This window comes from Weizmannia sp. FSL W8-1119, from assembly GCF_038008605.1.
Lineage (GTDB): Bacteria > Bacillota > Bacilli > Bacillales > Bacillaceae_C > Weizmannia > Weizmannia coagulans.
This window is the reverse complement of sequence record NZ_JBBOZL010000001.1, coordinates 1294507-1311369: the sequence shown is the minus strand read 5'-3', so window position 1 is coordinate 1311369 and position 16863 is coordinate 1294507. Positions and strand designations below refer to the sequence as shown.

Sequence of the window (16863 nt, the reverse complement as noted above, 5' to 3'; positions counted from 1 at the left end):
TTGTTTTCTTTATTTATTCTTTTTGGCTGAATCCGGAATGGGGGTTTTCGGCAACCCGGCCATATCCGTCTGGTCAAAGGAATAGTCATACTTGTTCCGGTTCACCGGCGTAAAACCTTTTGGCGTATAGAAACGGAGCAGGTCGTCGTATACCACTTTATCAGACAGATTCAGCATCTCTTTTGCAATCTTTTCATCAGTTTTGCCTAGTTTTGGATTGACTTTTTCACCGGTCGCATTGTCGTAAAGCGTTCCGGATACTTGCGTGTACTTATTGGTGACAAAATCACCGTTACGGAATGGAACGACTTGGCGGTGCTGGCTGGACAAAAGATCAGACCCGAACTGGATGTAGTCTTTTGTATCAATGCCAAGCAAATGCATAACCGTCGGCATTACATCGACTTCACCGCCGTACGTATGCTTGATCCCGCCTTTTACGCCCGGAACATGGATAAACAGCGGCACCCTTTGCAGCTGTGCGTTCAAATATGGCGTAATTTCAGGAACGCCGAGCACTTTCGCCATCGCCGCATTGTGATTTTCCGAAATGCCATAATGGTCGCCGTACATGACAATCACCGTATGGTCATAAAGCCCGGATTCCTTCAAATAGGTGAAGAACTGCTGTATCGCTTCATCCAGATAATGGGCGGTTTGAAAATAGTTATCCACGGTTTTATCGCCGAAATCGCCCTTTGGGAAGTCTGCATCCTCTTCATCCAAAGGAAACGGAAAGTGGTTTGAAAGCGTAATAAACTTCGCATAGAAAGGCTGCGGCAATTTGGTCAAATACTGCATCGACTCATTAAACCAAGGTTTGTCCTTCATCCCGTAGTTTAACGTATTTTTGTCGTTCATATCGTAATACTTGGCGTCAAAGAAACGGTCATAGCCGAACGATTTGTACATTTCGTCACGGTTCCAGAAAGTCTTATAGTTTCCGTGGAAAACAGCCGATGTATAGCCTTTCTGGTCAAGAATAGCAGGTGCTGCCTGGTACGTATTTTGTGCTTTCGTTGTAAATACAGACCCCGTCGGCAGCGGGAACAGCGAGTTTTCCATCATAAATTCGGCATCAGACGTTTTCCCCTGGCCTGTCTGGTGGAAAAAGTTATCGAAATAAAAGGTGTTTTTGTCCTTTGTCAGCGAGTTTAAAAACGGTGTGACCTCTTTGCCGTCCAATTTGTAATTGATCAAAAAGTTCTGGAACGACTCAAGTGAAACGTAAATGACATTCATACCCTTTGCCGCGCCGAAATATTTGCTGTCCGGCTCGATATAGTTCGCTTTCACATAGTTTTCCACATCGCTCACGTCACTGCTATCAGCCATCGCCCGCTGCGCAGACGATTTTGTTGTCTGAACCGCATCATAAAGGGTGTAATTGTACATGCCGAGATATTTCACGATATAACTGCGGTCAAAAGTCCGCGTTAAAAGCTGCGGGCGGTCCGCTTCGGCAAGGCCGAGATTAAAAATGAAAAATGCAATTGCGGCAATCATCAGCCCGGCAAGCGAGCGGCGGCTGACCTTCTCTGCATTGGCCCTGACGGCTTTCGTTGCAATCAAGACAATGAGGATGATCGTATCAAAAAAGTAAAAAATATCATAAGGCTTCATTAATGCAGCGGCACTCCCACCGAGGTCGCCGAAGTTTTTCGTCTGCGACAGCACAGGCAGTGTAATGAAGTCATTAAAAAAACGGTAATAGCATACATTCGCGTACAGCAAAACAGACAAAAGCACGTCAATCACAGTTATTGCAATGATCCGGCCGCGTCCTTTAAAGAAAAGCGCAAGCGCAAAGAAGAACAGTGCCGAACTGATGGGATTGATGGCGAGCAAAAATTTCTGCATGCCGTTTTGCAGATCCAGATTGAATTCCGCTTTATAGACAATATAAGTTTTTACCCAGAACAAAAAAACCATGAGAAAGTACAGGGCGTATTTTTTATTTAGCAAACTTTTAATCTGGCTAAACGAGATCTTCATTCAGTATTCCCTCCCAATCGCCAAACTCTCCGGCAACAATTTCAGGACGCTTCTTCATTCATACCAACATATTGTAATACAATTTTTAAAAAAAGCAAGCGCTCATTAACGGCTTTTCCAGCACCGGGGCAGTCCTTTCCGGCTAAACGCGACTGCACGGTCCGAAAATCCGCATACCCACCGCCAAACATTTTTATTCCCACCATATTTTATTACAATTTCAATTTTGTTTCAAACAAGTTCAACGCAAGCGCAGATAAAATGACCCAAACAAGGCCGGCCGCATATCCGCCGGCAACGTCGCTCGGGTAGTGTACCCCTAAATAGATGCGGCTGATGCCGATGGCAAGCACCAGCAAGAGGGCAAACAGCGTCCCCGCGAACTTCACCCACCTGCGTTTTGTGATGCGGAACAGAATCAATACGAGGCAGCCGTATAAAATCATGGATCCCATCGAATGCCCGCTCGGGAAGCTGTAGCCCGTTTCCTGGACGATACGCATAATATCGGGGCGCTGGCGCTTGAATATGTATTTTAATATGGTGTTAAAAACCCCCGCTCCAAGCGCGACAGATACAGCGAGATAAAGGCCCAGTGTGCGGTATTTTTTGATCCAGAGCACAAGGGAAAGCACGAGGGTGACCACCGCCGCCCCTTTTACAGATCCGAGAAAGGTAACAGCCAGCATCACGCTCGTTAACCGGCCGGAAATATTCCCCTGGACAAATGAGATAATCGGAAGGTCAAAATGCCGGATCTCCCCCTGGTTGAAATGATCGGCGATTTCAAAAAAAATCCAGGTGCAGAGGGAAAGCACCAGTAAAACGAACAGCCATTGCACAATCGTCTGCCTTTTCATCATCAACCTCCAATATGAAATAATTTACCATATTGGAGGCTTTCCGGCAAATTTTCAGGCATTCCCCGCACCGGTATCCGCCGGTTTTTACGCTTCTTTTGCCTTTGTTTTAGCCGCTTTTTTTGGTTTCTTTGCCGGTTTTTTTGCCGGCTTTGCCCTGTCGATGGAAGCCTGGAGCGCCGCCATCAGGTCGGTCACATTATTTTCCGGTTCTTTCACTTTCGCCGTGACGAGTTTTTTCCCGGTCCGCTTCGATTCAATCAAAGCCATCAGGTTTGACCGGTATGCATCCGTATATTTTTCAGGCTCAAACGATGTCGTTAACTGGTCAATCAGCAAAATTGCCGTCTCAATTTCTTTTTTCGAGACTTCATCATCCTGCGGCACATTCGGAACGTCAGATGCCCTCCGGACTTCATCCGGGTAATGGATGGTTTCCATCAGCAGCGTATTTTCATACACGCGGATAACGGCGAGCTGCTCCTTTGAACGCATGACAATCCGGGCAAGCCCGACTTTCTCTGATTCGGTCAGCGCTTTCCGCAACAAGCCGTAAGCTTTTACACCCCCTTCATTCGGGGACATGTAGTAGCTCCGGTTAAAATAAACCGGGTCGATTTCCCGCATATCGAGAAAATCCATAATTTCCACTGCTTTTTCTTCTGTCTGTTTGCGCAGCTCTTCCAGTTCCTCCTCTTCCAGCACGACAAACTTCCCTTTCGCGATTTCGTATCCTTTTACAATTTCTTTCGCGTCCAATTCTTCCCCGCACACCGGACAAACCTTTTCATACCGGATCGGGGAATGACATTTTTTATGAAGGGAACGCAATTTGATATCTTTATCTTCCGTTGCGGCATGCAGTTTGATCGGGATATTGACGAGCCCAAAACTGATCGTGCCTTTCCACATCGTATGCATGAATGAAACGCCTCGCTTTTTGAAGATAATATATGTATGAATCCGCCCCGCTATGTACTTCAACTTTTGGAAAAAGAAAGGGTGCTCGAAATGAAACCGATGCTGCCGGTTTTAAAATGGTCTCTGCCTGATACAGGAAAGTGGGCATACGAAATCAAATATGACGGTTATCGCGCGATCCTCGACTGGACAAAAGGCGGCATGCGGTTATGGAGCCGCAACGGAAAAGATTTGCTGCCCCAGTTTCCGGAAATCCGCACCTTTTTGCAAACACTTGAAGGCCGCGTAAAAGGGCAGCTTCCGTTACGGCTTGACGGCGAACTTGTGCTGCTTGAAAATCCGTATAAAGCTGGCTTTAGGGAGCTGCAGCGCCGCGGGCGGATGAAAGCGAAGGCAGCTGCAGAGAAGGCTAAAGTGCGCCCCGCCCATTATCTCGTATTTGATTTGCTCATGCTTGGCGGGGAGGATATGGCCGGAAAACCGTATTTGCAGCGAAAAAAAGTATTGGAAAAGTTTTGTGAAACGCTTGCGCTGCCGCTCTCCCCCGCCCCGGGCGAAACGGCACGGGTCCAGCAGATCCCGTTTACCCGTGACGCGCCCGCCTTAAAGGAGACGGTGAAAAATTTTAACAGTGAAGGCATTGTCGCAAAACAAACGGACAGCAAGTGGGAAGCGGGAAAACGGGTTGAGACATGGATAAAAGTGAAAAATTGGAAAACAGCCGCCTGCTTTATTACAGCTTATGACGCGAAAAACGGGTATTTCGACGCAGCGGTGTTTAAAGATGGCGGCATTTTTCCAATCGGCCAGTTTCTTTTCAGCATGAATCCGGGCGAAAAACAAATCCTCGCAGAAGCAGTCAGGAAAAATGCCGCAAACGATGAAAACGGCGTCTATACGATCGATCCTTCGATTTGCGTCGAGTTATTTTATTTGGAATGGGACGGCGCCAACCTGCGAGAACCGCATTTCCACCGCTTCCGCTTTGATCTTTCCCCGGATGCCTGTACATTTGAAGATTTCAGGCTCCGTAACGCCGCCATTCCGGAAGAAGTGGAAGTGACGCATCCGGATAAACCGCTATGGAAAAAGCGCCATGTGACAAAGCTCGACTTTCTTACCTATATGCGGGAAATTTCCCCTTTTATGCTGCCGTTTCTTTCGGACAGGCTTTTGACCGTCATCCGTTACCCGCACGGCGTCTTCGGCGAGGCATTTTACCAGAAAAACTGCCCCGATTATGCGCCCGCTTTTGTGGATACGGCGATGCATGAAGACATCCGGTATATTGTCTGCAACCATTTAAAAACACTGATGTGGCTTGCGAACCAGCTGGCGGTGGAATACCATATCCCGTTTCAGACCGTAAACAGCCGTTTCGTCAGTGAGATTGTATTTGATTTTGACCCCCCTTCCCGGGATGCGTTTCAACTTGCAGTAGAAGCGGCTTTGCTGTTAAAACAGGTGACGGATGCCCTTCATTTGGAGAGCTTTGTCAAAATTTCCGGGAATAAAGGGCTGCAAGTCTACATTCCATTGCCGGACGGGCAGTTCTCATGGGAAGATACAAGGCTGTTCACGGAATTTGTGGCTGCTTATTTCATTTCGAAATCGCCTGAACATTTTACAATCGAACGGATGAAGAAAAAACGGGGCGGAAAATTATATGTTGATTTCGTCCAGCATGCGGAAGGAAAAACGATCATTGCACCTTATTCGATGCGCGGGCATGAGGATGCGCTTGTGGCGGCTCCGCTTTTCTGGGAAGAAGTAAACGCGTCGCTTTCGCCGTATGACTTTACTATTGAAACGGTCCTTTCGCGTGTGAACCGGTACGGCTGCCCGTTTGCGCGATTCTTTGCCTGCAAAAGCGGCCAGCCTTTTGCCCCGGTACTTGCATTTTTAAAGCAGAACAAAGGGCGCCCCATATAGTTTGGCGCAGCTTTCTAATCGAAAAAAATACGCCTCCCTTTTACAGGAGACGCAAATTTTAAGCCAATGCTTTCTCTACCGTTTCTTTTGCATGGGTTTCGAGCTTTTGATACAGCTTCTGTTCGCCGAAATCCTTTTTTTCCGCGATCCGGAACTGTTCCGGGTGCCCAACGTCAAAAGAAACAGTGGTTTCGTATAAATAGGTGGCATTACCGATCAGGTCAATCGTGTATGCCGGTTCCCCTTCTTTTTCAATTTTTTGGACAAAGCACCGTACTTTACCGCCATTATTGAACACGTCGATCATTTCACCGAACGGGCGCAATCTTAACAGGCAGGCCACAAGGCTTGAAGCGGACATCGCCGTTCCGCACGCATTTGTAAAACCGACGCCGCGTTCAAACGTGCGGACGTATAAGCCATTTTCACCAATCGGTTTGGCAAAGCTGACATTCACGCCGTCCGGAAAGATATCATTTGGTCCGTTCACATACTCGGACAATGTTTTTTGCGTATCAGACCGGAATCCTTCATTTTCGACAAAGGCGATCAGATGCGGATTCGGCACCGCAACTGCTGTAAACGACAAATCTTCCGACAAGGCCTTAACCGGTTCATTGATGAGCACTTCTTTATCAATATGCATCGGCAGTTTGTCCAAGTCAAAGGAGACAGGCGAGATTTCGACCCGGAACGTTGGGATGCCGTCCAATAGGGGCTCTGCTTTGCGGGCATATAGATTTGCTTTCATCGTTTCAATTAACAGATCGTCTTTCCCGCGTTTTTCGGATACGTACCGCGCAACACAGCGCAGGCCGTTCCCGCACATGGACGCCTCGGAACCGTCCGCATTGAATACCCGCATTTTTGCGTCTGCCTGCTGGCTTTCCGACACAAAGAGCAGGCCGTCCGCCCCGAGCCCGGCATCGCGCCGGCAAAATGACAGAGCCATTTTTTTGCGGATGTCGTCCGTTAATGGCGCAGAGATTTCCGTTTCATCGATCAGCAAAAAATCGTTGCCTGAGCCGTGGCATTTAATCAGTTTCACATGCATGATGGATTTCCTCTCTTTTTCTTTCTTTATTCTTACAAAAATTGTATCATCTCTTCTTTTTTTTTACACGAAATATTTATTATGCCTGTAAAAAAAGGCGAGCAGTGCGATGACGAGTACTTCGTCTTCTTCCGTCCCCCGTATAAAAGTAAGTACCGGTGCATTAAGCGGAAACTTCTGCTGCCAGCTGACCGGCATCACGCCGCGCGACACCACTGCTAAAAGTTGTTCGTCCCGGTAAAATTCCAAATCATGGTTTCCATTTTTCCGGATCGCGCAAGTCCGGCTGCCGTTTTCAAATATCATTTCTTTTCCTTTTGCTTCTTTTAATGAAAAGGCCAGTTCATATGCCGGAAATCTGATGCTGATTTCCCAGTTTTGCCGTTTGCGGACCGTGGCGCAAAATGTGGCGCCCGCTCCCCGTTCAAGGCGGAAATACCGGATTTGTTGTCTGAAAGCTTTTTCCTCAAGCAGCCACCCTAAGCGTCCGCTTCCGTCATAAAGCTGCACCGAGAGTTTTGCACCGGGAGGAAACTGGATCAAGTACTGCCCGCTGTCCGCTTGTCTTTCTTCCTCCCCTTTTTCTCCGGATATGTTTTCTTCTATCTTTTGATAGTAGAAATAGCGCGCAGCAAAGTAGAGAATGAACAGCCAGACGGCCAAAATCAGCCAGTTGAACATGCCGCCGCGCCCGATATACATCAGCGTGAGACAAAATGCGGAAAGGCCGCATGCAAGAATAACGGTTTGACACAGGTACATGTGAGACAACGTCGAATAGGTTTTTTTCAGCTCCATACAGAATCTCCCGTTTTTGTCTGGTCACTCTATTATATGAGACTTTTTATAAATCATGATGGTTTTACGGGTTTCCAAATCTTTCGCCGGGCATTTCCATTTTCATGGCAGGCTGTCCATGGCGGCCCGGAAAATGAATATGTTATAATTTTTTGGAGTCCGTGGAAAACAGTTGGGGGAATGAACATGAAACAAACTTTTACCTTAAAAGAAAAAATCGCACAGCTTTGGCATTTATTTCTGCCGATTCTCATCACCCAGCTTGCGATGCTGCTCATGAATTTTTTCGATACAACGATGTCCGGCCATTTTTCCAAAGCCGATCTGGCCGGTGTTGCGATCGGCGCATCCCTCTGGTTCCCCGTTTCAACCGGGCTGGGAACGGTTTTACAGGCGGTTACCCCGATCATTTCCCATTTGATCGGCAGCAAAAACACGGATGAAATCCCCCGTACATTTATCCAGAGCCTTTACGTCGCCGTCTGTATGGCCGTACTGGTGCTGTTTGCAGGCGGGCTGGTGATTGGGCCGGTCCTTGGCCGGATGGATTTAGCGCCGCATGTGGAGAGGGTCGCGCATCGGTTTTTATTTGCCCTGTCTTTCGGGCTGATTCCGTTGTTCTGTTACCAGGTTTGCCGCTCGCTGATTGATGCTACCGGGCTGACAAAAATATCAATGCTGATCACGCTGTTGGCGCTGCCCATCAATATTGGATTGAATGTTCTGTTCATCTTCGGGCATGCCGGATTTCCGCAGCTTGGCGGGGCAGGTGCCGGCGTTGCGAGCGCCATCACCTACTGGCTTATCTTGTTGATTGCAATCCTTGTGCTTATGCGTTTGCCACGTTTTGCTGAAATGCGGCTGTTCCGCACGTTTTACCCGGTTTCGATCCGCAGCTGGAAAGCGCTATTGTCGCTTGGGATCCCGATGGGGTTGTCGACTTTTTTTGAATCAAGCATTTTTTCGGTTGTGACATTGTTCATGAGCAAATTTGGCACTGACACGATCGCTTCCCATCAGGCTGCCATGAATTTTGAATCGCTTTTGTACATGCTTCCGCTCAGCATTTCGCTTGCGATGACGATTCTTGTCAGTTTTGAAGCAGGGGCCGGAAGATTTAAAGACGCCCGCCAGTACAGCACAATCGGGCTCATGACTGCTGTTGTGATCGCCACCTTGACCGGGCTGTTGCTCTACTTATTCCATGAACAAGTGGCAGCGTTTTACAGTGATGATCCGGCTGTCATCCGGTTAACCGGCCATTTTTTGCTGTATGCCATCTTTTTCCAATGGTCAGATGCGGTTCAGGCGCCGGTGCAAGGCGCGCTTAGAGGGTATAAAGATGTCCGGATTACGACCATTATGACGTTTGTTTCATATTGGGTCATTGGGCTTCCGCTCGGGTATTTGCTGGATGCCGCCACCGCCCTCGGCCCGTATGCCTACTGGATCGGGCTGATCACAGGCCTTGCTGTAGGTGCGGTAACACTTTTAGGGCGCTTGCATTATATCCAGCAAAAAGCCGGAGATTTGCTGAAAAAGAACGGATAAGGTTTGGCGCAAGCGGGGCTTATCCGGCAGATGGGTCAGCGTACAGGAAAGTGGACCCGTTTTCCGCAAGTGACGTTTCAAAAAGTGCGTACAAAAAAGCAGCCCCGTAAAAGAGGCTGCGATAAGCAATTTATTTTCCAATAAACTCTTGTGTCCAGTAGTGGCCGTTTTCAACATAGCCCACGCCGATATGGGTGAAGTTTTTATTTAAAATATTCGCCCTGTGGCCTTCGCTGTTCATCCATGCATTCATGACTTCCTGCGGTGTTTGCTGGCCCATTGCGATGTTTTCGCCGGCATATTGATACGAGATCCCGAATTGCTTCATCATATCGAACGGAGAGCCGTAAGTCGGGCTTGTATGGTCAAAATATTTATGGGTTGCCATATCATTCGATTTGACGCGCGCCATTTTGCTCAAAGCCGTATCAATTTTCAGCGCGCCTAGGCCGTTTTTCGCCCGTTCTTCGTTTACAAGGGTCACCACTTGTTTTTCATAGGCGTTTAACGTGTTGGCAGCCTGTGACTGCGTGCCGCCTGCCGGTTGCGTTGAAGTTTGTTTTGATGCCGATTGCTTTGGTGCTGCTGTTTGTTCCGGTGCCGATTGCTTTGGTGCTGCCGTTGTCTGGTAAGTTTTGCCCGCGTGGTTTGAAGCAGTTTGATGGGTTGCCGGTTTAAAAGAAAAACGGATGTTATGCTGCTTTAACCAGTTCTCCAATTCCTGCATGCTATGAAACTTGTATTCATGTTGAACAACCGTTTTCGGGCTGCAGTTTGTTTCGTTTGAGGCTGCCCCCGCCTTGCCGGAAACTGCCGGTGCAAGGATCAGTGCAAGTGCTGCTGCTGTTGTGAACATGGCCTTTTTCATCAATGATGTCCTCCCTCGTTTTCGTTGGTTTCTCTCTCGTACACAATAGCATCATAACATACGATTTTTGTAATATTTCTGGGAGAAAATAGAACAAGCAGCAAAGAAGGGGCCTGCTTGCAAACTGAAAATGAAAAAGCCGGCTGTATCAAAGGTTTCCATGCATCGTGCGAATTTCCTATCATTTCACACATTGGCACCGTCTTTTTAAATATCCAAAAGATGGAAGGATTTCGGGGTTGACAAGGCGGAAAACGGGCGGGTATTGTTACATTTTTTTCTTAAATGTTGCATGCTGCCACATTCATTTAAAAAAAGTGCCCCGAAGCCGGGCTTGCGGCTTCGGGGCGCTTTTTGTGTATATGGGCACGTTTTCATATCAGTGCATTTGATTGAGATGGTCTTCAAGCTTCCGGAACAGCCTGTACAATGTTTCCCGTTCTTCTTCCGTAAAAACGTCCAGCTGGTCTTTCAGAAACCGGGATTTGATTTCCTTCAACCTGCCGATTAACGATTTTCCCTTTTCCGTTAAAATTAAGTCGACCACACGTCTGTCTTTATTGGATCTTCTCCGTTCAATCAGCCCTTTTTCCACGAGCGAATCGGTTACAGAAGTAATATGGCTGGCGGACACTTGCAGCATTTTCGACAAATCGGATGAACGCATCGGGGATTCCGATAAAAGTTTTAACACCATAAATTCGTTAAGGGTTACATGCTCTTTTAACAAGCTATGCAGTTCTTCTTTAATTTTACGGTATACTCTGCGGAAGATGAATTCCAGATCGACTGTATCTTTTGTCTCCAACACTCCCATTCCTTTCCTTTCTTATAGGGGACAGGCGAATCTCCTGACTTTATTATATCATTTTTCGTGCATCGGATTGCACAAAATAAGCCGGGAGTAGATCTCCCGGCTTATTTTGCTATTTTTCTTTTTGGACAACTTCTTCCGCTTTTTTGAGCTGCGTATCGTGCTGCGTAATAAGATTGCTGACTTCAGACATCAGTTTTGTTGCCGTATCGCCATTGATGATGCCTGTCGGCTGCATTTTTTCATGCATTTGGAAAGCTTCGACAGCCGTTTTTGTATTCCAGTCGAAATACCCGTCAACCCTGCCCGGATTGTAACCGAGTGCTTTCAGCATTTTTTCCGCCGTCTTCACATCTTCCGAGACCGAATACAGTTTCAATTTCGCATCTGTTCCGATCACCGGAAGTTTGGCATAATCCGGAAGCGGCACTTTCTCATCCGGCTCAATCCCTTTTTTATGGATCCAGCTGCCATTTGGCGTCAGCCATTTTTGGACGGTGAATTTTAAAATCGATCCGTCGCTGAATTTTTCAGCAGACTGCACGGTGCCTTTGCCGTACGATTTTTCGCCGACAAGCGGAATGCCTGCCGATTCGTTCAGTGCGGCCGCCAAAATTTCAGAAGCGCTCGCGCTGCCGCCGTCGATCATCACAACCGCCGGGACCGTAATTTTCGTGCCACTTTCTGCCACATATTTCTCCCGGGAGCCGTTCCGGTCTTCCGTCTGCAGGATCGTACGCCCTTCCGGCACAAACATATTCGCAATTTTAATAGCCTGGTCAAGCAGTCCGCCCGGGTCCTGACGCACATCGACAATCATCGACTTCATGCCCTGCTTTTTCATGTTCTCAACGGCCGCCTTGAATTCTTTATATGTGCCGTCTGAAAATGTCGTAATCTGGATATGGGCAACCCCGTTTTTCAACATCTTCGCATAAACTGTATTGACCGGGATCGTGTCGCGTGTCAAGGTCACTTTCGTTTCGTCTTTCGATCCGACATGCTGGATCGTGAGTGTCACCTTTGTCCCTTTTTTGCCCCTGATCAACATGACCGCTTCATTGGCGCTCATGCCATGGACGCTTTTGCCGTCAACCGCGAGTATTTTATCGTTCGGCTTCAGGCCGGCTTTTTCGGCCGGAGAACCTTTAATCGGCGAAACAATCACAATATAGCCATCTTTTTCTTCCACTTCCGCACCGATTCCTTCAAAAGAAGAAGAAATGGTGTTATTGAAGTCTGATGCTTCGGTTTTTGACATATAATCAGAATACGGGTCATTGAGCGATTCCACCATTCCGTTAATGGCCCCGTCGACAAGCGTCTTCTGTTTTACTTTTGTGTAATATTTTTTCTGGATGCTGTCATATGCTTTATACAGTTTGTCAAACTCCGGCCGGTTGACAGTCGTCACGTTGACGGCTTTTTGGTCGCCGAACGCAAAGGCAGCGGTCGTAATGCCAGCTGTTATGAAAATCACGAAAAACAAAAGCATGACAAATTTAAATTTTTTCATACGGATATAACCGGTTTGTTCTTCCTGGCCGGATTCCGTCTGTTTCTTCTCATCGTCCAAAGGCTTCACCACTTTCATGCCGTTTTCCAAAAGTCATAGCTCCCGATTTCTAACTTCTTTATTCTACCAGCTTTTTCTTTTTAATAAAAGAGCCCAGGATTTATTCAGCCTTATGTACATGTTCGAAATACTCTTCAAGCGTCCAGCCGTGCTTGTAAATGACGGCTGCCGCCTCTTTTCCGACATACCGGAAATGCCAGGGCTCGTACTCATATTTCGTAATGTTCTCTTTGTTTTTCGGATACCTTAAAATAAACCCGTATTCATGTGCATGTTTTGCAAGCCAGATGCCTTCCTTCTGCTTCCCCATTTGCTGTGTGAGGAGAAAATGGGCGGTCTGGCTTGTAATATCAACGGCGAGACCGGTCTGATGTTCGCTCGACCCCGGGATGGCAACCGCCTGTTCTGCATGTTCTTCCCCCGAACTTTGCACTTCTGCCGCATACACAGCTTTCTGGCGGTTATACGACCGGTATGCGGAAGCGGCATATAATTCAATGCCGTCCTTTTCGGCGGCGGCAAACATTTTTTCAAGCGCCGCGGCTGCTTCTTTCCGCATATAGCTTTTTTCGATTCTTTCGTCGCCAAATGAAAAGCGGACATTCGGCCGGACGAGGTCTTTCGGTTTGTAATCCCCGAGAATATAGGTTTTATTGACAAGCGCCAAAATATTGTCCGGATTCTGGATCACTTTTTTCCCGTTAACCGTTTTGATTTTGTTAAAATATTTTGCATCAAGCACCAAACCGGAACCGGTTTTTTTTCCGGTATCCGTGTGGGCTGGTTTCGCCGGGGCGGTGCTTTTATGGGTGCCCGTTTCCGGCTCGTTTCCGTTTGTTACGCTGCAGCCGGCCAGCAAAATCGCGGCAAGGCCGGTATATACATATTTTCTCATGTTGTCACCTTTCTCTATCCTAAAAAATTTGTGCTTTTGATCCTTCTTCATGTGCCGCGTTCACTGCGGCATGGGCTTCTGTTCCAAAATGGATGCTGCTTCCCCATTCTGCAGCCGGTACTGCAAAAGAAGCGGCATGGATGCCCCATCCGGATCTTTCTGCGGCGGGAAAACCGGGCACATTCCCGTTAAGCGCACAACCGTCCGCATCCCGCTCTTTTGCCAAAACTTTTGCCAAAAAAAATCGCAGGTTTCTCCCCCTGCGATTTCTCTTTTTTTATTTTAAGGCAAATTCAAAGGGACATCAAGTGCCATTTCGTGCAGGACCGAAAAAAGACTGTCTCGGATACCGATGCTGCACCTTTCCCCATACGTCCTGCAAACAGGATCGCCTTACATGGAATCGTCTTCATATTCTTCGTCTATAATGCTTTTTGCAAGCAAGTATTCAAAAGTAATATCGGCAATTTCGTCCAGTTCTTCTTCACGGGGCGCAAATCCCCTTTTCACGAGCTCTTTAAAAAAGAATGCGGCGATTTCTTCTGTATCAATATAAACATCCATATTTTCCATTAAAAACGCCCCCTTTTTTCATCCCGCAGACACCCCGCGTTTCGTTCTGTTTGTTGATATAAATATGACCCCGTACGGCCTGATATGCCAAACCCGGCAAACTAATCCGGGCCGCCGTGCGCCGCAAGAACCCGGATTTGCATTTTGACCGCCTCAAGCATGGCCCTGTACGCCTCATCGCCAAACAGATTTAACAGCAGCGCATAATCATTGTACATATCGAGCAGTCGGTCGATTTTTTCCTGCGTTTTCAAATCGGAAGTGACAAGCTGGTACAGGGGGCTGCTTTTCATCGGGTAAAAAAATTGATAACGGCTGACAAACGAATCGGCCTGCCCGGCATCGGCGATCAACAACAGTTCGTCTTCATCCGCTTCAAGCCATTCGCCCTTTGGAATGCTGACCATTTCATAGATGACATCTTCCCATGCATCTTCTGCATACCGCCAAATCTCCGTGCGGAAACCGGCAATTTTAAAAAGGACGCCGCCGTAGCCTTTTACTTTTACAATATCCCCGATAAAAAATTTCAATTCTATATTGACTTCTTCTTTCTTGTACAGGATCCCATCATATTCTTCCAGGCGGGCGAGGCTTTGTTCGGCAAGGAGGCCTTCCCGGCCGTTGACCACATAGAAATACCCTCCTTCCAGCTGTCTGACAGCCGTAATTTTTCCCACCGTTCCGTATACTTTTACGACAACTGTATCTCCAATTTGAAACTTCGGCGCTTTTGCATCCATTTTTCATGCTCCTTGAAAACGAAACACGTTTTACTTCATTCTATGCATGCGGCCCGGAAAAAGCGAACAGCACAATTTGCGGCCGGTTATTTGCTTTCGCCTTTATAAATCTCCCATGCCCGGTCAAAAACCGACATTGACGGGATATAATGCCCGTTTAATTCGAGATAGGAACTGATTTCATGATAATTGGCTGAATGCTTCGGAAAGCTGTGATCATTGTATGCCCCGTTGGCAAAAACCGTCAACTCGTCACGGAGATGCGGATCCCTGTATCTCATTAAAAACTGGTAAAAAGATTTCATTGGTATCCCCCAAAATGATTTTTACTCCAATATAGTCGATCCGCTCCCCCGCGTAAAGTACGGAGGGCGGCATTACGGGAAGAGGGAATTTTTACAAAAAACTAGAAAAAGATAGAAAACATGTTTAAAATATAAATGATGATTTTGCGGTTCACAGGGTAAAAAGGAGGGGCTTTTGATTGAATAAAAAGAACATTTTTGCAAAAAGAAGACAAAAAAGCGAGAAACGGAAAAATTCCCGTCCGAACCGCCAGCTGCATCGACTTGCCCTTTATTATGTGCAGACGATCAGGGGGAAAATTGTGATTTCATTCGGGGTTTTAACCGCCTTGCTCATTGTATTAACCGTCACTTCATACATAAACATGCGCGAGCTGGAGAATGAAATCAATCATGTCGTCCAGCATGATCTCGCCGTACACGATCGTGTCCAAAGCCTGCTCAATCAGACCGGCGAAATCGAAACGGGCGCCCTGAACTACGCCATTTCCGGAAAGGAAGGTGCTTTGCGGCCGTATGACCAGGGGAAACAGGAAGCAAGCAGCACGTTAAGCCGCTTGCAAAAAATGCTGAAAGATAACCGGTTGCAGAGCAAAAAACTCGAAAAAATTTCAGAAGCCTATAATTTCTGGGTGGGCACGGTTGACCGGGTTGTCGAAGCAAGACAGTACGGATCGGAACAAGAAGCGGTTGCACAAGTGAAAGATTCCCAGGCATCCGGCTATATGAAAAATTTGAAAAGCAGCATCAATGATTTGCTCGCAAGCACCACACAAGCATCGGAAAGCCGGATCGGCGAATTGCATCGTTCCGTCCTGATTGCGCGGATCGCAACCGTCACCCTTTCCTTGCTTGCAATCGTTCTGGCCGTCATTCTCAGCATCAGCCTGACGAAAAACATCAAATCGAGCACGAGAAAAATCAGCCGGTCGATTTTGGGGATCGCAAATGCCGGCGGGGATTTGACAAGGCGGATTGAAGTGTCGTCCAATGACGAACTGGCAAAACTGGCAAAAGATACAAACCAGCTGATAGACGGCATTGCCCGGCTTGTAAAAGAAGTATCCGCAATGGCGGAAAGTGTCTCCGCCTCAAGCGAAGAACTGCTCGCTTCATCGGAAGAAACATCGAAAACGATCCACTCAATTGCGGAAACAGCCAATGAAATCGCGGCAGACAGCGAACAAACTTCTGCCAAGATGGATACATCCTTATCAAAAATGAAGTCGCTTGAAGAAGTGGTCGATACGCTTTTCCGGCAGGCGGAAACAGTAAAACAGGCTTCGCTCCATATGAAAGAATCCGCAGAAAAAGGCAGCCGATCCATCATGGAAACGTCCGGCAAAATGAAGAGCATTGAAGCGATCATGACGAATACGAGCAAAACGGTAGAAGCGCTCGGCGAAAAATCGGATGATATTACGAAGATCATTATGACGATCACCGGGATTGCCAAACAAACCAATTTGCTTGCATTAAACGCGGCAATCGAGGCAGCCAGGGCCGGGGAGCACGGACGCGGCTTTGCCGTTGTTGCAGATGAGGTCAGAAAACTGGCCGAACAATCCCAGTCCGCCGCCCAGGAAGTCACAAATATTGTGCGTGCGATCCAAAAAGAAATTAGCACCATTATCGACCAGAATCAGGAAGGCGTAGAGGCGGTTGCTTGCGGCGTGCAAATTTCCAATGAAACGATGCACTCGCTCGAAGTCATTCAAAAACAAACGAATGAAACGACAAATGTCATTATTGATATGGCCACCCAAATGGAAAAAACGCAGAAACTTGCTGTCGATGTCGCAGGTTCGTTCGATGCCGTCAGCAAAATTGCCATGAATACCGCGGCAAATACGGAAATGACCGCGGCAAGTACCGAAGAAGGGTCTGCATCGATGGAAGAAATCACAGCCGCAGCCTCGGAGTTGTCAAAACAAGCAGAAAACCTGCGCAATCTGATCGGAAACTTTAAAATATAAAT

16 protein-coding genes are annotated in these 16863 nt (G+C 47.4%); 3 read left to right on the top strand and 13 right to left on the bottom strand.

All coding sequences use genetic code 11. From position 1 onward, the window contains the following. Positions 1 to 9: 9 nt before the first annotated feature. The 3 genes from NSQ19_RS06265 to ku form a co-directional block, all read right to left on the bottom strand. Complete coding sequence (locus NSQ19_RS06265; protein ID WP_340702572.1) at positions 10 to 1995, bottom strand: LTA synthase family protein; 1986 nt, start codon at positions 1993 to 1995, stop codon at positions 10 to 12. 212 nt (positions 1996 to 2207) lie between these two features. Then, positions 2208 to 2855: a phosphatase PAP2 family protein gene (locus NSQ19_RS06260; protein ID WP_340702571.1), complete on the bottom strand. Its 648-nt coding sequence runs from the start codon at positions 2853 to 2855 to the stop codon at positions 2208 to 2210. Between the two features lie 87 nt (positions 2856 to 2942). Next, positions 2943 to 3776, bottom strand: coding sequence for a non-homologous end joining protein Ku (gene ku, locus NSQ19_RS06255; protein WP_035180876.1), 834 nt, complete (start codon positions 3774 to 3776; stop codon positions 2943 to 2945). Between the two features lie 90 nt (positions 3777 to 3866). Between ku and NSQ19_RS06250 the strand changes: the two genes are divergently transcribed. Further along, on the top strand, positions 3867 to 5708 hold the full coding sequence (locus NSQ19_RS06250) for a DNA ligase D (RefSeq protein WP_340702570.1): 1842 nt from the start codon (positions 3867 to 3869) through the stop codon (positions 5706 to 5708). A gap of 58 nt (positions 5709 to 5766) precedes the next feature. On the opposite strand, the gene dapF is transcribed toward NSQ19_RS06250, so the two are convergent. Next, on the bottom strand, positions 5767 to 6762 hold the full coding sequence (dapF, locus tag NSQ19_RS06245) for a diaminopimelate epimerase (RefSeq protein WP_061566212.1): 996 nt from the start codon (positions 6760 to 6762) through the stop codon (positions 5767 to 5769). A gap of 63 nt (positions 6763 to 6825) precedes the next feature. After that, entirely contained in the window at positions 6826 to 7560 is a 735-nt protein-coding gene (locus NSQ19_RS06240) for a hypothetical protein (RefSeq protein WP_340702569.1), read from the bottom strand. Positions 7561 to 7746: 186 nt separating this feature from the next. On the opposite strand from NSQ19_RS06240, the gene NSQ19_RS06235 reads away from it, so the two are divergent. Then, entirely contained in the window at positions 7747 to 9111 is a 1365-nt protein-coding gene (locus NSQ19_RS06235) for an MATE family efflux transporter (protein WP_340702568.1), read from the top strand. Positions 9112 to 9241: 130 nt separating this feature from the next. Here the strand turns inward: NSQ19_RS06235 and NSQ19_RS06230 are convergent, their stop codons facing one another. The 8 genes from NSQ19_RS06230 to NSQ19_RS06195 form a co-directional block, all read right to left on the bottom strand. Further along, a complete protein-coding gene (locus tag NSQ19_RS06230; RefSeq protein ID WP_340702567.1) occupies positions 9242 to 9979 on the bottom strand; it encodes a CAP domain-containing protein in 738 nt (245 codons plus the stop codon). 379 nt (positions 9980 to 10358) lie between these two features. Further along, positions 10359 to 10796 (bottom strand): MarR family winged helix-turn-helix transcriptional regulator, encoded by a 438-nt coding sequence (locus NSQ19_RS06225; protein WP_340702566.1) that lies wholly within the window; start codon positions 10794 to 10796, stop codon positions 10359 to 10361. Between the two features lie 109 nt (positions 10797 to 10905). Further along, positions 10906 to 12399 (bottom strand): lmo1851 family serine protease, encoded by a 1494-nt coding sequence (locus NSQ19_RS06220; protein WP_207368794.1) that lies wholly within the window; start codon positions 12397 to 12399, stop codon positions 10906 to 10908. Between the two features lie 70 nt (positions 12400 to 12469). Continuing rightward, positions 12470 to 13264 carry a M15 family metallopeptidase gene (locus tag NSQ19_RS06215; RefSeq protein ID WP_340702565.1) on the bottom strand — a complete coding sequence of 265 codons (795 nt, stop codon included), beginning with the start codon at positions 13262 to 13264 and terminating at the stop codon, positions 12470 to 12472. A 19-nt stretch (positions 13265 to 13283) separates the two neighbouring features. Beyond that, positions 13284 to 13502, bottom strand: a complete 219-nt coding sequence (locus NSQ19_RS06210; protein WP_340702564.1) for a hypothetical protein — start codon at positions 13500 to 13502, stop codon at positions 13284 to 13286. A gap of 155 nt (positions 13503 to 13657) precedes the next feature. Beyond that, the gene (locus tag NSQ19_RS06205; protein ID WP_013859210.1) at positions 13658 to 13837 is read right to left on the bottom strand and encodes a YozD family protein; all 180 of its coding nucleotides are present in this window, start codon (positions 13835 to 13837) and stop codon (positions 13658 to 13660) included. 101 nt (positions 13838 to 13938) lie between these two features. Continuing rightward, positions 13939 to 14580, bottom strand: coding sequence for a hypothetical protein (locus NSQ19_RS06200; RefSeq protein ID WP_017554652.1), 642 nt, complete (start codon positions 14578 to 14580; stop codon positions 13939 to 13941). Between the two features lie 86 nt (positions 14581 to 14666). Then, the gene (locus tag NSQ19_RS06195) at positions 14667 to 14885 is read right to left on the bottom strand and encodes a YozE family protein (RefSeq protein WP_017554653.1); all 219 of its coding nucleotides are present in this window, start codon (positions 14883 to 14885) and stop codon (positions 14667 to 14669) included. Positions 14886 to 15064: 179 nt separating this feature from the next. Between NSQ19_RS06195 and NSQ19_RS06190 the strand changes: the two genes are divergently transcribed. Then, positions 15065 to 16861, top strand: coding sequence for a methyl-accepting chemotaxis protein (locus tag NSQ19_RS06190; protein ID WP_340702563.1), 1797 nt, complete (start codon positions 15065 to 15067; stop codon positions 16859 to 16861). Positions 16862 to 16863: the final 2 nt, after the last annotated feature.

Coding starts and splice junctions, on each gene's coding strand:
- NSQ19_RS06200 (WP_017554652.1), bottom strand. CDS start 14,580: ATGGATGCAAAAGCGCCGAAGTTTCAAATTGGAGATACAGTTGTCGTA.
- ku (WP_035180876.1), bottom strand. CDS start 3,776: ATGCATACGATGTGGAAAGGCACGATCAGTTTTGGGCTCGTCAATATC.
- NSQ19_RS06260 (WP_340702571.1), bottom strand. CDS start 2,855: ATGAAAAGGCAGACGATTGTGCAATGGCTGTTCGTTTTACTGGTGCTT.
- NSQ19_RS06230 (WP_340702567.1), bottom strand. CDS start 9,979: ATGAAAAAGGCCATGTTCACAACAGCAGCAGCACTTGCACTGATCCTT.
- NSQ19_RS06195 (WP_017554653.1), bottom strand. CDS start 14,885: ATGAAATCTTTTTACCAGTTTTTAATGAGATACAGGGATCCGCATCTC.
- NSQ19_RS06250 (WP_340702570.1), top strand. CDS start 3,867: ATGAAACCGATGCTGCCGGTTTTAAAATGGTCTCTGCCTGATACAGGA.
- NSQ19_RS06265 (WP_340702572.1), bottom strand. CDS start 1,995: ATGAAGATCTCGTTTAGCCAGATTAAAAGTTTGCTAAATAAAAAATAC.
- NSQ19_RS06225 (WP_340702566.1), bottom strand. CDS start 10,796: ATGGGAGTGTTGGAGACAAAAGATACAGTCGATCTGGAATTCATCTTC.
- NSQ19_RS06205 (WP_013859210.1), bottom strand. CDS start 13,837: ATGGAAAATATGGATGTTTATATTGATACAGAAGAAATCGCCGCATTC.
- NSQ19_RS06240 (WP_340702569.1), bottom strand. CDS start 7,560: ATGGAGCTGAAAAAAACCTATTCGACGTTGTCTCACATGTACCTGTGT.
- NSQ19_RS06215 (WP_340702565.1), bottom strand. CDS start 13,264: ATGAGAAAATATGTATATACCGGCCTTGCCGCGATTTTGCTGGCCGGC.
- NSQ19_RS06235 (WP_340702568.1), top strand. CDS start 7,747: ATGAAACAAACTTTTACCTTAAAAGAAAAAATCGCACAGCTTTGGCAT.
- dapF (WP_061566212.1), bottom strand. CDS start 6,762: ATGCATGTGAAACTGATTAAATGCCACGGCTCAGGCAACGATTTTTTG.